The 13,085-nt window shown below is 41.1% G+C and carries 11 protein-coding genes; 3 read left to right on the top strand and 8 right to left on the bottom strand.

The genetic code is table 11. From position 1 onward, the window contains the following. Positions 1-153 precede the first annotated feature (153 nt). Positions 154-789: a DUF5701 family protein gene (locus tag HP401_RS13520; protein WP_173605355.1), complete on the top strand. Its 636-nt coding sequence runs from the start codon at positions 154-156 to the stop codon at positions 787-789. Between the two features lie 131 nt (positions 790-920). On the opposite strand, the gene HP401_RS13515 is transcribed toward HP401_RS13520, so the two are convergent. The 4 genes from HP401_RS13515 to HP401_RS13500 form a co-directional block, all read right to left on the bottom strand. Continuing rightward, positions 921-2,975: a serine hydrolase domain-containing protein gene (locus HP401_RS13515; protein ID WP_173605354.1), complete on the bottom strand. Its 2,055-nt coding sequence runs from the start codon at positions 2,973-2,975 to the stop codon at positions 921-923. 121 nt (positions 2,976-3,096) lie between these two features. Continuing rightward, positions 3,097-4,365, bottom strand: a complete 1,269-nt coding sequence (locus HP401_RS13510) for an ATP-binding protein (RefSeq protein ID WP_173605353.1) — start codon at positions 4,363-4,365, stop codon at positions 3,097-3,099. Between the two features lies 1 nt (position 4,366). Beyond that, complete coding sequence (locus HP401_RS13505; RefSeq protein ID WP_173605352.1) at positions 4,367-5,107, bottom strand: LytR/AlgR family response regulator transcription factor; 741 nt, start codon at positions 5,105-5,107, stop codon at positions 4,367-4,369. Between the two features lie 151 nt (positions 5,108-5,258). Continuing rightward, the gene (locus tag HP401_RS13500) at positions 5,259-5,621 is read right to left on the bottom strand and encodes a MerR family transcriptional regulator (RefSeq protein ID WP_173605351.1); all 363 of its coding nucleotides are present in this window, start codon (positions 5,619-5,621) and stop codon (positions 5,259-5,261) included. A 114-nt stretch (positions 5,622-5,735) separates the two neighbouring features. Between HP401_RS13500 and HP401_RS13495 the strand changes: the two genes are divergently transcribed. Further along, positions 5,736-6,497, top strand: coding sequence for an SDR family NAD(P)-dependent oxidoreductase (locus tag HP401_RS13495; protein WP_173605350.1), 762 nt, complete (start codon positions 5,736-5,738; stop codon positions 6,495-6,497). 68 nt (positions 6,498-6,565) lie between these two features. Here the strand turns inward: HP401_RS13495 and htpG are convergent, their stop codons facing one another. The 3 genes from htpG to catA form a co-directional block, all read right to left on the bottom strand. Beyond that, positions 6,566-8,446: a molecular chaperone HtpG gene (gene htpG / locus HP401_RS13490; protein WP_173605349.1), complete on the bottom strand. Its 1,881-nt coding sequence runs from the start codon at positions 8,444-8,446 to the stop codon at positions 6,566-6,568. Between the two features lie 238 nt (positions 8,447-8,684). Then, positions 8,685-9,848 carry a PstS family phosphate ABC transporter substrate-binding protein gene (locus tag HP401_RS13485; RefSeq protein ID WP_173605348.1) on the bottom strand — a complete coding sequence of 388 codons (1,164 nt, stop codon included), beginning with the start codon at positions 9,846-9,848 and terminating at the stop codon, positions 8,685-8,687. Positions 9,849-9,929: 81 nt separating this feature from the next. Continuing rightward, positions 9,930-10,589, bottom strand: a complete 660-nt coding sequence (gene catA / locus HP401_RS13480; RefSeq protein WP_173605347.1) for a type A chloramphenicol O-acetyltransferase — start codon at positions 10,587-10,589, stop codon at positions 9,930-9,932. A gap of 206 nt (positions 10,590-10,795) precedes the next feature. On the opposite strand from catA, the gene HP401_RS13475 reads away from it, so the two are divergent. Next, positions 10,796-11,569: an S-layer homology domain-containing protein gene (locus HP401_RS13475; protein WP_173605346.1), complete on the top strand. Its 774-nt coding sequence runs from the start codon at positions 10,796-10,798 to the stop codon at positions 11,567-11,569. A 172-nt stretch (positions 11,570-11,741) separates the two neighbouring features. Here HP401_RS13475 and HP401_RS13470 read toward each other — a convergent pair. Next, positions 11,742-13,085 (bottom strand): HAMP domain-containing sensor histidine kinase (locus HP401_RS13470; RefSeq protein WP_254457075.1); only part of this gene is annotated, 1,344 nt, incomplete at its 5' end.

Below are 13,085 nucleotides of genomic sequence, written 5' to 3'. Positions count from 1 at the left end.
CCCCCTTCCCGATTTTCTTCCACAAAGATTAAAGCTTAGTTATAAAGTTACTTCAACCCAAATCTGCTTTATTCCTTTTATTTTGGTGAAACCTTCGAATTAGCACGAATGTTGTAAGATGAATGTGAAAAGTGGAGGGAGGCTCATTAACCCATGCACAGAGCAGAATTCGAACGGCAAGTAACAACACTCATTCAAAAGGGCTATCCTGAAATGGCGGGCATGACAGCAGAAGCGTTCAGGAAAAGTCTGGACCCGCTGCAACCACTGGCAGAAGCTCTTCCCATTCAAGAAGACGAACAGCAGGAGGGCCTTGTACCCTTTGTTCTCGTGGTAAAAGGGGATTGGTTCGACGGAGAAAAAGCGATGCAAGCCATCGAGCGGAAAAAGAAAGCTGGCTTCAGTGTCATGGATGCAGAAGAAATCCGGCGGTTTACACCCATCGAGGGCATTGAGATTCCTACAGGGATGGCTTACTTAATGACCGGAATTGATACTGGAAAAGAAACGCTGAACGTCAATCCGAATGACGCAATGCCCATCCTCTTGGAGCAGCAGCGTTCTCCACTCACGCTGGAGGAAGGGATTGCCCTGATCACTCACTTCCCGGATCAGGTAAAGAAAAACAACGGCTTTTCTCTGCTCGGCTCTCGTTGTGGCGACCGACGTGTAACAGCCATGTGGATCAGCGAAAATAAACCGAAGCTAGGCTGGTGTTGGGCCGGCAATCCACATACGTGGCTCGGTTCAGCTTCCTGCCTAGCTCGTTTGGACGAAAAAAAACCTTGAAGCTTGGCCTTTTTTAGCCATGGAAAAATCCCCTCCAAGTAAAGTGTACCCCCCACCATTAGGTGGGCGGGCTTTTTACACTTTCTACTCAAAGAGGATACTATCAGTAATGCGAGCTTTTATGCTTACATCTATTTATTCTTCAAATTAATTTTAAATACATCACCCGCATTCCCACCAAAAACCATCATCCCGCTTTCAGGCAGTACTACCGAATGCTTGTTACTTGCCTTTGAAAAGTTCACAGTCATTCCATTCTTGTCATAAACGGCGAATCCGCCGCTTTCCGGAGTCTCAACGTTCATGACTCGGTTGGCTGATTTTGCATCGATTTTATACCATCTAGCCTGACCATCCGATGGTATGATGCATAATGAATCTTTCCCATCATTAAAGGTTGGAATAGCATCTTCACTGATATAGGATAATCCATTGATCTTTACATACTCTTTTTGATTCTTATGATAGAAATTCAAATCAAAAGCGTCTCTTCCGGCAAAAGCAGGAATCTGAATTACATTTACTGCATTATTCTTGTCAACAATTTTAGTGCCTGAAGCGTATCCATGGCTGATATCAACGGATATCGTTTTGGTCACAAGCGCATTGTTTAGATACATCACTGAAGTGATCTTTTCATCTAAAGCGTAGTATTTTTTTCCATCCCTATTTTCCCATACCGTTTTCATTGACTGTTTTAGTGGATTGGAAGCTAACTTTTGAAATTCATAGGATACCGAAAACGATTGACTTAATCCTGGATTATTGATATAAGCGTTAAGTTTTAAATAGGTTTTTCCATTCTTCGCTCGGTCAAAGCTTATCGTTGCATTTCCATCGTTGTTTATGAACTGTCCATTGCCGGTATATACATATTTTTGCGGCGGTAACCCTTCAAATGCTAGATCAGGTGAATGAATCTCCCCGTTCTTTATCTCCAGTTTTACCGTTTTACCTACACTACCGTATAACCCAGAGTATGCAAGCATATCGGATGGCATGTCCACTTTCACTGGAGGTTCAAATGTTCTTTCAGGTAGAATTTCTTTAATGGTGCCTTTGGCTCTTAGATATTCCAATAAAATATTTGATGCAGCTAAACTATTATAGTTACTACTGCCTCCCGATGAAAGCACAGCAATCGTAATATCATGTTCGGGTAAGGTCACCAAAGCAGCGTGATACATAATCGTATCTCCACCTTTAAATAATGCTGTTATTCCGTAATCACTAAATGGTGCTAAACGGACAGCATCCCAACCAAGACCATAGTTAATCGAGTTTGTCTCTTCAGGAACCCACACGCCTTTTCTATACTCATGACTTTGCATAGCCTTTACTGACTTCTCAGATAAAATATCCGTTCGATTCCCGATTAATACTTCAACGAATTCAGTTACTTCTTCAGCCGTGGAGTAAAGGCCTCCTGTCCCTAAGAGATTGGTATTCTCAACGGGTAAAGCTCGATCCAACCCAGAAAAATAAGTTTTTGCGAGCCTATCTCTATCAAATGAATCAAGTGGTGTTTTGGTAGAGGTCAATTGAAGAGGATCAGAAATATAGGTTTCAAGAAATTCGCTATAACGTAAACCGCTCACTCGTTCAATCAATATTTCAAGCAGCTGAAAACCATCATTGCAATATACCGAAAACTCGCCGGGGGTTGACTTTAAGCTTTCTGATTGTAATCTTACCAATAATTCATCATGATTTTTCGTATCATTATCTTCAAATAAGAAACTATTCCCATATTGACTACCGTAAATTCCTGAAGAATGATTCATCAACATACGTGGCGTAATCTCTTTATATCGTTTATCTGCCATTTTGAAGTCCTTGATATACGTGGTTAGCGGCTTATCAATATCAATTTTTTTAGAATCAGCCAGCATCATCGTTGCAGCAGTCACGTACATTTTACTTACCGAGCCGATTCCAAACATTGTGTCTTCGGTGATCGGACTCTTGGTCTCTTTATCGTATACACCAGCACTGCCTGATAAAACAATGGATCCATGATCCCTAATTGCATACTGCAATCCACTAGCACCATATTCGGATACGATCTTCGAAGCCTGCTCCTGTGCCTTTTCTTTAACAGTATCAGGATTCGTTAGAGCAAAAGCAGGGGTGACCGGTATTGCAATAAGAATAGCGGTCATGAATACAGAAACCACCTTCTTCATTGTTAATTCCTCCTCGTGATTGGCTGAAATGATCATACAAGGAAAAAGTCTGCTAGAATAAAAATGACCCTGAAACGAAAAAAACAATCCCTAAACAACATGTTGTCTAAGGATTGTTGATTTAATATGGAAGTACGACCATATTATTAAATTCTTTATGTTTCGTTTCAATGGTCATATGACCACCGTACTTTTCACAGATTCTAGTTATGTTTGTTAATCCGATACCATGAAATTCCGCGTTTGATTTTTGGCTGTGCAAATAGGCAACTTCATTCTCCATATGATTCAAGATGTGAATGAGAAGGGTAGACTCGGTAGAATATATTTTGATTAGAATGTACCTATCTTCTGCGATTTTTACTCGTTTAGAAGCTTCCATTGCGTTATCTAGCATATTTCCTAGAGCTACACATAAGTCATAACGGTCAATATTAACTTCCTGTGAATATAAGTTGATCTTCGTATCTATTCTTATGCCATTGGCTTGTCCAATATTAAGCGTGTTTGTGACAAGGGCATCTATAACCAAATTCCCCGTATTAACGCGATGATAGGCTCCTTCGACTTTATTTAATGTAGTCTTGATATGTTCCATTGCCGCTTCTAACTCATTTCGCTTAATACATTCTTCGATGTACAAAAGCTGTTGGTTCGTATCATGAATGATTCGTTTAATCGATTTGAAGCTGTGAACTGTTTTTTCGTAATTCGCATCTTGATAGTCCATTTGGTGTTGCAATTGCGAATTCTCATGCATAAATTGAAATTTATCAACGATATTATCAAAAATATAGAAAAGAATAACGTTTAAGAGAAGAAATCCAATGACGGAAATGAAAGAATAAACGTCCTTATAAGTTAGAATACTCAGCTGGTATATACTTACGACAGGAATAACCAAGAATAATGCGTAGTAACGATTATCCAAAGAGAAACTTCTACGTTTTGCAAATAGTCGTATGATCTGAATGATCGCAAACATGATCATGGAACTGAGTAAAATAACTTTCGTATTGGCTATTTGATCTTGTTCATTTATAGAGTTAACGCTAAAGTCTACTGAATCTAGGGAATAAAATAAATATAGCGATATAAAATTAGAGAGAGATACTAAAACACAGTAAAGTATAGAAAAAGTAAACTTCGTTTTAAATTCTACTGTATAAGATTGCGCAAAACTAAATATCACAAGAAGAGATAGCATCGAAGATAAAATAAGAGAGGTTGGTATAACTAGATATAGGTAATCGAGCAACCCAAAGATAATGAAGTAAATAAATCGGTTTCGTTTTTTAGCTGATTTATCAAATACCGAATTGAAGAAAAAATTAACTTGCACACCCATCAGAAGTATAATGCAAAAGACAATCAAATTATTTTGAATCATATCAATCGACCTTCATAATCATAAATTTGGTGTAAGTATCTTTGACCTCTTTCATTTTAGAACGCCCTATAGGCAATTCCTTCCCATTGGACATGAGAACCACTCCGCTAGCAAATTTCTTCACATGAAGCAGATTAATAATAATGGAACGATGGATTTGTATGAAGTTACAGTCCTTTAAGGCCAGAGCATAATCAGAAATGATGCCTTTGCTTTCATAGGTTTGATTCGTGGTCGTAAAATGCAGCTTGCTTTTTATGGTTAAGCTTTTGGCAGCTTCAATACTAATAAGTTCATCGTATTTTAATACGACTTCTTCATAGCCTGACTTGATGACCATATACTTTTTATCAAGTGCTTGAAAGTATTGGTGTAGCTTGATGATTTTCTCCTCCAAGATCGAAGGTGAAATGGGTTTTATCAAGTACTGATATGTCATGACGTCAAAACTTTCCACCATATATTTTGGGTAACTTGTCAGAAAAATAATTTGTTCATCCAGGTTATTTAACCCTCTTATTGTTCGGGCTGTTTGAATTCCGTTCATTCCACCCATTTCAATGTCCAAAATTAAAATATGGAATGGAGTTTCTTGGCGCTCATAATAAGATACCAACTGCTCTCCCGAGACGAATGATTCGATTACAAATTCAATATTTGTCTTTATCGACAATGTTAGTAGAATGCTTTTAACAAACTCTCTGTGTTTCTCCTCATCATCGCAAATAGCCACTCTATACATAAATGTTGTACCCTCGTTCCATTACCTTTATTTTAAAGTTCTCTCATAAACATGATACAACCTTTGGACTTTATCTAGATAGCTTTTGGATGAAACGCAAATTTGAATCCCTTAAATCACAATTACGCACATGGCACTTGTGAATGGAAAATCAATGTCTGTTGCTGATGTAGTCTTTGTAACCAACAATTTTACGTTCTAGCATACCATCCACATCGATTAAAGTTTTTATTTGTTGCTCAATATAGTGTTTATGATCTTCTAAAAGACTCAATCGAGCTGAGGCAGTATGTTCTCCCTCTAAAAATAGGGAAGCGTACTTCTTGATTTTCGAGATAGGCATTTGCGTTTCTTTTAACTTGATCACAAATTGCAGCCATTGAATATGCGAATCGCTATATCGCCTGTCACCGCTTTCATCGCGATCCGGAATCATTATTTTTTCCTTTTCATAATACCGCAGCGTATGTGTGCTTATCCCTAATAGATGTGCCACTTCACCAATCTTGCGCATGAGAAACCTCCGAATAGTTTTTACACCCTTGACTTAGAGTTTACTCTAATCTGTATACTCAATGAAACATTCCATCTCAATGGAAGCTATTGAATAAATTCAGGAGGGATATACATGAATTATACGGTCATTACGGGAGCAAGTTCAGGAATTGGTTTTGAAACCGCTCTGGCATTTGCTGCTCGTGGAAAAAACTTAATTTTAGCAGCTCGTCGAACGGAGGAATTAGAAAAGCTCCAATCAAAAGTGGCTGAAATCAACGCAAAATTGGATGTAATCATTCGGACAGTTGACTTAAGTGTGCGCGCAAATGTTCATGACTTTTACGACAGTCTAAAGGATTATGAGATTGAGACCTGGATTAACAATGCAGGGTTTGGAAACTTTGCTTCTGTCGGGGAACAAGATTTGAATAAAATTGAGTCCATGCTTCACTTGAATATTGAAGCACTAACGATTCTATCTTCTCGTTATGCTCGTGACTATGCACATGTGAATGGAACGCAAATCATCAATATTTCTTCAGGCGGAGGTTACAGAATCATCGCTAACGCCGTGACCTATTGCGCGACGAAGTTCTATGTTAGTGCCTTTACGGAAGGTCTGGCACAAGAATTGAGGGAGAACGGAGCAGCCATGCAAGCAAAAGTATTGGCACCTGCTGCAACAGAGACCGAGTTTGCGAAGCGTTCCCTTGATATGGATCACTTTGAATATGCTGGTGTAGTTCCTAAGTTCCATACAGCTAAACAAATGGCCGGTTTCTTGCTCGATTTATATGACAGTGAGAAGGTCGTTGGAATCGTGAATGGAGCAACATATGAGTTCGAGCTAAGAGATCCAATCTTCACGTATGTACCGAGGCCAAGCAATTAGTTTTTGTCACTCCGAGACGTTTTTTGCATAAAAAAGAGGATGAGCAAGTCTCATCCTCTTTTTTGTGATTACACCATCACTTTGCAAATATCGTTCGTAAACTCAACCGGGTCTTGAATCGGCAAGCCTTCGATCAAGAGAGCCTGATTGTACAGAAGTGCCGTATACAAATTGACCTTTTCCTTGTCTGTGTCAAATGCACCCTTCAATGACTGGAACACCGCATGGTTCACATTAATCTCCAGTACCTTATCTGCCTTCACACTCGGATTGTTTGGCATCGCATTCAGGATTTTTTCCATTTCAATCGTCACTTCACCCTCTGTCGACAAGCAGACAGGGTGTGACTTCAAGCGCTTGGAAGCTTTTACAGCTTTGACTTTTCCTTCGAGCAGCGATGCCATATAGTCGAACAGCTCTTTGTTGTTCTCGTTTTCGGCTTCGGCTGCTTTTTCTTCTTCGCCCGGTTCGATTCCCAAATCCCCGCTCGATACGGATTTGAATTCCTTTTCCTTGTAGTTCATCATCATTTTGATTGCGAACTCATCGACGTCATCTGTGAAGTACAGGATTTCGTAGCCTTTCTCGGATACGAGCTCTGTTTGCGGCAGTTTCTCGATTCGCTCGATCGACTCGCCGGACGCGTAGTAGATGTACTTTTGATCTTCTGGCATTCTCTCTACATACTCTTGTAGCGTCACCAGCTTTTTCTCTTTGGAAGAGTAGAACATCAGCAGGTCTTGCAATGTTTCTTTATGCGTTCCGTAGTCGCTGTACATGCCGTACTTCAACTGTCTGCCAAATGACTTGTAGAACAGCTCGTATTTTTCCCGCTCTGTTTTCAGCAAGCTTTGGAGCTGGCTTTTGATTTTGCTCGTGATGTTTTTCGCAATCAGCTTCAATTGACGGTCATGCTGGAGCATCTCACGAGAAATGTTGAGAGACAGGCTTTCGGAGTCAACCATCCCTTTAACAAAGCTGAAGTAGTCTGGAAGCAGGTCCGCGCATTTGTTCATGATCAGTACGCCGTTCGCATACAGCTCCAAACCTTTTTCGTACTCCTTCGAGTAGTAATCAAATGGCATGCTCTCCGGGATGTACAAAATCGCCTGATAAACAACGGCTCCATCTGCATTAATGTGGATGTGTCCTAGCGGCTTGTCGAAGCCGTAATGCTTGCTCGCATAGAATTGCTCGTAATCCTCTGTCGTCAGCTCGCTTTTATTTTTGCGCCAAATCGGAACCATGCTGTTCACGATTTGTTCTTCCGTCACTTGTTCGTACTCGTTTTCGCTGCCCTCTTTTGGCTTATGCTGGGTAATGTCCATTTTGATCGGGTAACGAATGAAGTCGGAGTACTTTTTGATAATCGCTTTTAAACGGTACTCTTCCAAAAACTCGTCGTAGTTCTCTTCTTCTGTATTCTCCTTGATTTCGAGAATGATTTCGGTCCCGACCAAATCTTTGTGATAAGGCTCGATCGTGTAGCCATCCGCACCGCTGGACTCCCATTTGTACCCCGTGTCGCTGCCCAGTGCTTTACTGATGACCGTAACCTTGTCGGCAACCATGAAGGCCGAGTAGAAGCCTACGCCGAATTGACCGATAATGTTGTAGCCATCCTTTGCGTCGTTTTCTTTTTTGAACGCCAACGAACCGCTCTTCGCAATGACACCCAGATTATTTTCCAGTTCATCCTGCGTCATGCCGATCCCGGTATCTGTCAGGGTCAACGTTCTGGTATCTTTGTTAACCGCTATTTTGATAAAATAGTTCTCTTTATCAAACACCAATTGATCATCGACGAGCGATTTGTAGTAAATTTTGTCAATCGCGTCACTGGAATTAGAGATCAATTCGCGCAAAAAGATTTCCTTTTGTGTGTAAATTGAATGGATCATCATTTCCAACAGACGTGTAGATTCTGCTTGAAACTGCTTTTTTTCCATGAAAAAATACCCACCCTTCCGGACTTCTTATGTATTCCTTTTTCAATATTAGCACTCTCACCTCGTGAGTGCTATTTACTATTTTTATAACAGCCTTAGATTTTTCTGTCAATATGAACCTGCCAGTCTGTGCGTCCATCTGTGACGAGGTGCCGCCCCTCCTACCGTTACGAACCACAAAAGCGAAGAAGAAACCCTCGGGTCAATTGCCCAAGGGTCTCCTTTACTTGCTACTTAGTTATTTCACTGGAATATAGCCCGTTTTTTCTACTAATTCTTGTCCCTGCGGAGACAAAATCCATTCGATCAGTTTCTCTGCATTCGGATTGTCCGTCCCTGCTGTCACTGCGTAAAACTCCGCCGCAAACGGATACGCTCTGTTTTTTATCGTTTCCTTATTAGGCTTAACCCCATCAATTGCGAGTAGACGAATGTTTCCGTTTTGCACCATCTCCGTGGCATAAAACAAGAACGAGTAACCGATGGCATTCGAATAATTTTTGTAGTTGGCTGTTTGCTCGATGATTTCACCCATTCCTGTTACCACGTCTTCTTGTGGTGCTTTCATGAGCTCTTTACCCCCCATGATCTTCTTGAGCATCGTCTGACTTCCGCTATTTTCAGGACGCTGAAAGGATCGAATAAACTCATACCCGCCCCCGACTTGATCCCAGGAATTGATGTCTCCCGCATAAATGTCCTGAATCTGCTGGGTAGTGAGTCCCTGAACAGAATTCTCTGCATGGACAAAAAAGACAAAAGCTTCCTTTCCAATCGGAGTCAGCTTAAGCTCTACGCCTTTTTCTTTGGCTGCTAGGAGCTGTTCCTCGGAAGGAGCTGCCGCAAAGATGACATCGACTTTGCCATCCAGTAAATTTTCGTACGCTTTTGGCGTTTTGCTTACCATGACTTCGCTGTCGGCAAGGTCGTAATCCTTCTTGGGATAAACAGCCTGCACAAAGGAAGCGTAAAGAGGATACAAGGCGGTCGCCCCATCTATTTTGGGCAAATCAGACTGTAATGACAGTGTCGCAGGTTGATCAAGCTTTTTAATTTTGGAGCCTGTACGAAACGGTTTATATTGTTCCAGATCGACCTCGGCCTCACTGACAATAGGAATGCTATTATGGTAATAGCTGCTGATCTCATATCCTGCAACTGGCAGCGTACAAAAGAGAAAATAGACAAAGAGGGCTCTGTTCCATAACCGACTCTTTTGCGGGGCGAACATTTGCCCGATGATGTAAATGATAAAAACGACTGTCGTGACAGCGACAAGTAGGGAATAAACTCTTCCCTGTGCGTTCAAGGCAGTCATTACCATCGCCACGACTCCGATCACAGTAATGATCGCACCCAAAACGATACAGCCGAAGACTTTTCCTACCATTTCTTTATTCATTCCTTCTCCTCCCAGTTCTCCTACCGTTATTATAAATGATTGGAAGAGATTAGGAAGGAGAAGCATACCAAACGAGCCAATTCACTCGACACCTAACCATTCCTTATAGTTTGTTGCCCATTTTTGCAAATCATTAATGAACAGACTGGCGTGATAGCCATCACAAACTGCATGATGGACCTGCAAAGAAACAGGCAATAACGTTTTGCCTTCTTGCTCGAAATACTTTCCGCTCGTAATGATCGGCAGCAAATATCGCCCATCTCCCGAAATATTCAGATTAAACCCACTAAAGCTAACCCAGGGAATACACGAGACAGGGAACGTATAAGGCGGTTCCAACTCTTTTGCCACAAGACCTTTGTTGTCCCCGTACTGTTTCATATCCGCTACATAATTTTGATAAAACACAGGGAACTCGTCTGCGAATTCCGTCCACATCGTAGAAAAAGTTTGATCGTCCTGGTGAAAAAAAGTATAGCTGGGTATCATGCTCTCCCAATAGCCCAACTCGCCATCCGCATGAAAGGAAGTCCGAAATTCACGGTGTGCATTGACAACGTTTGTGACCATATACAGAAAAGCCGGGTACAGCTTCATCCCCTTTTGCCGTAGAGCGGGCAGCAATTCCGTTATATCCATGTTGGCAGTCATGCTGAAGGTGCAATTCACTCGGTTTAGATAATGCTCGAAATAAGACCTTCTGCTCCAATTATCTAGATCGATTCGCTGAAACTTCATTGGATATCCCTCCTAAAATCGAAAACATTATGATTTTAGGAGGTGATTTTGCGTGTCCTTTTCATAACACCATCCCCTTCTCCAATCCTGCCTTACCCTTCCAGCATACCATTTGTATCTCTTCCTGACATCAGCCTGTGTATAGCCGAAATGTTTATGTAGAAATAGGGTAGGGAAAAGGAAAGGGATGGTAAAGGAGGAACATGATGAAAAATATGATTTTATGCGTAGCTCTTTTCGTTTCTATTCTTTTTTCAACTCTCGCTCCTGTACAAGCCAGTCAGTTCAGCGATATCCCGAATGGACATTGGGCTCGGGAATCAGTTGATTTTATGGTGAAAAAAGGTGTATTAAGTGGTTATTCCAATGGGGCCTTCAGGCCGAATGAGGCGATTGATAGAGCTGAGCTCACTGTTATGGTTCATAAGCTGTTTAATAAGCTTCGTCCGAATCTTAACCCAGAACTGAAAGTACTCAGGTTTAAAGATGTCCCAGAAAACCATTGGGCCTATCAACCATTGATGGAAATGTACGATAGAGACTCCTATGGGGTTGTACAAGAGAAAGAGGATATATTATTCATCTATCCCGAAAAAAAGGTAACACGTTGGGAAGTGATATACATCTTTTATACATTTTTCGAACAAGAAATGAATAAAATGTCTGACGATCAAATCTTTTTAACACTAACTAAAATTGACGACATTACCGTACAACCTTTTGAAGCAGATGATTATGATGATTACTCGATTTACTATGGTCACCAGGACACTGGTGAAATAACTTTTCCCGATGGCAACATCGACGGAATAAAAGCTCATTCGCTTGCATGGTTGGTGGGCAACGACATTATGAGTACGTGGGAAAACCAATTGGAAATACACGATCCACTCACACGTGCGGAGGCAGTGGTGATGCTGCACCGTACTTACAACGTCTTAGTAGCGAACGGTTCTCTCTCAACTTATACGAGTAAATAATCTGCGCCCACACTCTCATTTTGAAAAAGGAGTCCTCCTATTTGGAAGGCTCCTTTTTCAGCAATTGCACTTTTACTCCATCTGCATTTTGCTCATATCCATATACAAGCAGATTTCAGCGAAGACCATCCAAATCAGCGAACCCACTCCATACATTCCCGGACAGTACCGCTCATTCAAGAGGCAAAGTTATTTTAAATAGAGTCGTATACCGTTGATTTCTTTCCAAATGAATGGTCCCCTGATGTAACGTTATAATTTTTTTACAAATGGCTAGACCGAGTCCGGTGCTATCTTTCACAGGATTGCTCCCTTTTATGAACTCTTCAAAAATGTGTTCCCTAACATCCTTTTGAACACCTGTACCGTTATCACCCAACCACAGAACAACGCCGGTCTCTATTTTCTCGCATGAAACGAATAGCTGCGTTCCCGGCGGATTATGTTTTAGCGAGTTACCGATCAAATTCGTAATAACGCGGTTCATATGCATTTTGTCGAACATGACAAACAGCGGCTCCTCTGGAATTTTCACTTCCAACTGAAATCCCCTATCTTCTATTTCCGGATAAAATTCCGCAACAAGCTGCATAAACCACTTACTAATATTGACCTTTTCTTGATCCAGTCTCACGTGCTGGTCTTCTAACTTTGCCAGTTCGAACAAATTTTGAATCAAATGGGCCATATAAGACGATTTGTCGTTAATATATTGAACATACTGACGCCTTTGCTCTTCTTCTAGCTCCGGCCTATCCAGCAACAACTGAGAATACCCGAATACAGAGGTAATCGGTGTTTTCAGATCATGAGACAAATGCAACAGCATGTTTCTTTTGTTGTTCGCTACCGCTTCTTTCTCTGCAGAGGTCTGTTGTAGTCGTTCTGCCATTCCGTTAAATGCTTCTCGGATTTCTGCAAATTCCATTTCAGCCGAAAATGTAAGCCTCTTCTGATAATTGAAGCCTTCCATCTCTTTAATGCCCTCTACAATTTGCCGGAGAGGCTTCTTCATCTTCAAGACGGAGTACCGGGTGTAGAAATAAAGGGCGATGAACAACAGAACGACAAACAGCGCTATTAAGATTACAAACGTCAATGATATAATTTCCGACCGCTCAGGAAATTTCCATAACAGAACATAGGTCTCACCCTCTGGCCCTTGCACTTGAAAGGCATGGTAGAAAATTGAATCATCATTTCGCAGTATGTCCACTTTAGCGTACAGCATTCCATCGCTATATGTCATGATATTGTCTTCCTTGTTGCCTTTTACATAGATGACTGTCCCCGATTCATCCACGATCTCGAACCAGCCGCCGTACTCGTCTAACAACCGACCATCAATCTTTTCAAAAGGGTACTGGTATATTTTACTGACATCCACTTGGGTCAAATCGGGCGTTTTATTAAAAAAGTTGTCCATCAACAGGTCTGTCCCCAAAAGAGCAACCATAATCACACATGAGAACAAACCGCTTATCACAACATAATGCCGAAAAAACAGTTGTTTTAA

It is taken from the genome of Brevibacillus sp. HB2.2, assembly GCF_013284275.1.
GTDB lineage: Bacteria > Bacillota > Bacilli > Brevibacillales > Brevibacillaceae > Brevibacillus > Brevibacillus brevis_D.
Note: the sequence above shows the minus strand (reverse complement) of the source record. Positions and strands in the feature narration are given on the sequence as shown.

What these genes read in the sequence shown, in the direction of transcription:
- HP401_RS13520 (WP_173605355.1), top strand. Translation starts at nt 154, where the DNA reads ATGCACAGAGCAGAATTCGAACGGCAAGTAACAACACTCATTCAAAAG.
- HP401_RS13515 (WP_173605354.1), bottom strand. Translation starts at nt 2,975, where the DNA reads ATGAAGAAGGTGGTTTCTGTATTCATGACCGCTATTCTTATTGCAATA.
- HP401_RS13510 (WP_173605353.1), bottom strand. Translation starts at nt 4,365, where the DNA reads ATGATTCAAAATAATTTGATTGTCTTTTGCATTATACTTCTGATGGGT.
- HP401_RS13505 (WP_173605352.1), bottom strand. Translation starts at nt 5,107, where the DNA reads ATGTATAGAGTGGCTATTTGCGATGATGAGGAGAAACACAGAGAGTTT.
- HP401_RS13500 (WP_173605351.1), bottom strand. Translation starts at nt 5,621, where the DNA reads ATGCGCAAGATTGGTGAAGTGGCACATCTATTAGGGATAAGCACACAT.
- HP401_RS13495 (WP_173605350.1), top strand. Translation starts at nt 5,736, where the DNA reads ATGAATTATACGGTCATTACGGGAGCAAGTTCAGGAATTGGTTTTGAA.
- htpG (WP_173605349.1), bottom strand. Translation starts at nt 8,446, where the DNA reads ATGGAAAAAAAGCAGTTTCAAGCAGAATCTACACGTCTGTTGGAAATG.
- HP401_RS13485 (WP_173605348.1), bottom strand. Translation starts at nt 9,848, where the DNA reads ATGAATAAAGAAATGGTAGGAAAAGTCTTCGGCTGTATCGTTTTGGGT.
- catA (WP_173605347.1), bottom strand. Translation starts at nt 10,589, where the DNA reads ATGAAGTTTCAGCGAATCGATCTAGATAATTGGAGCAGAAGGTCTTAT.
- HP401_RS13475 (WP_173605346.1), top strand. Translation starts at nt 10,796, where the DNA reads ATGAAAAATATGATTTTATGCGTAGCTCTTTTCGTTTCTATTCTTTTT.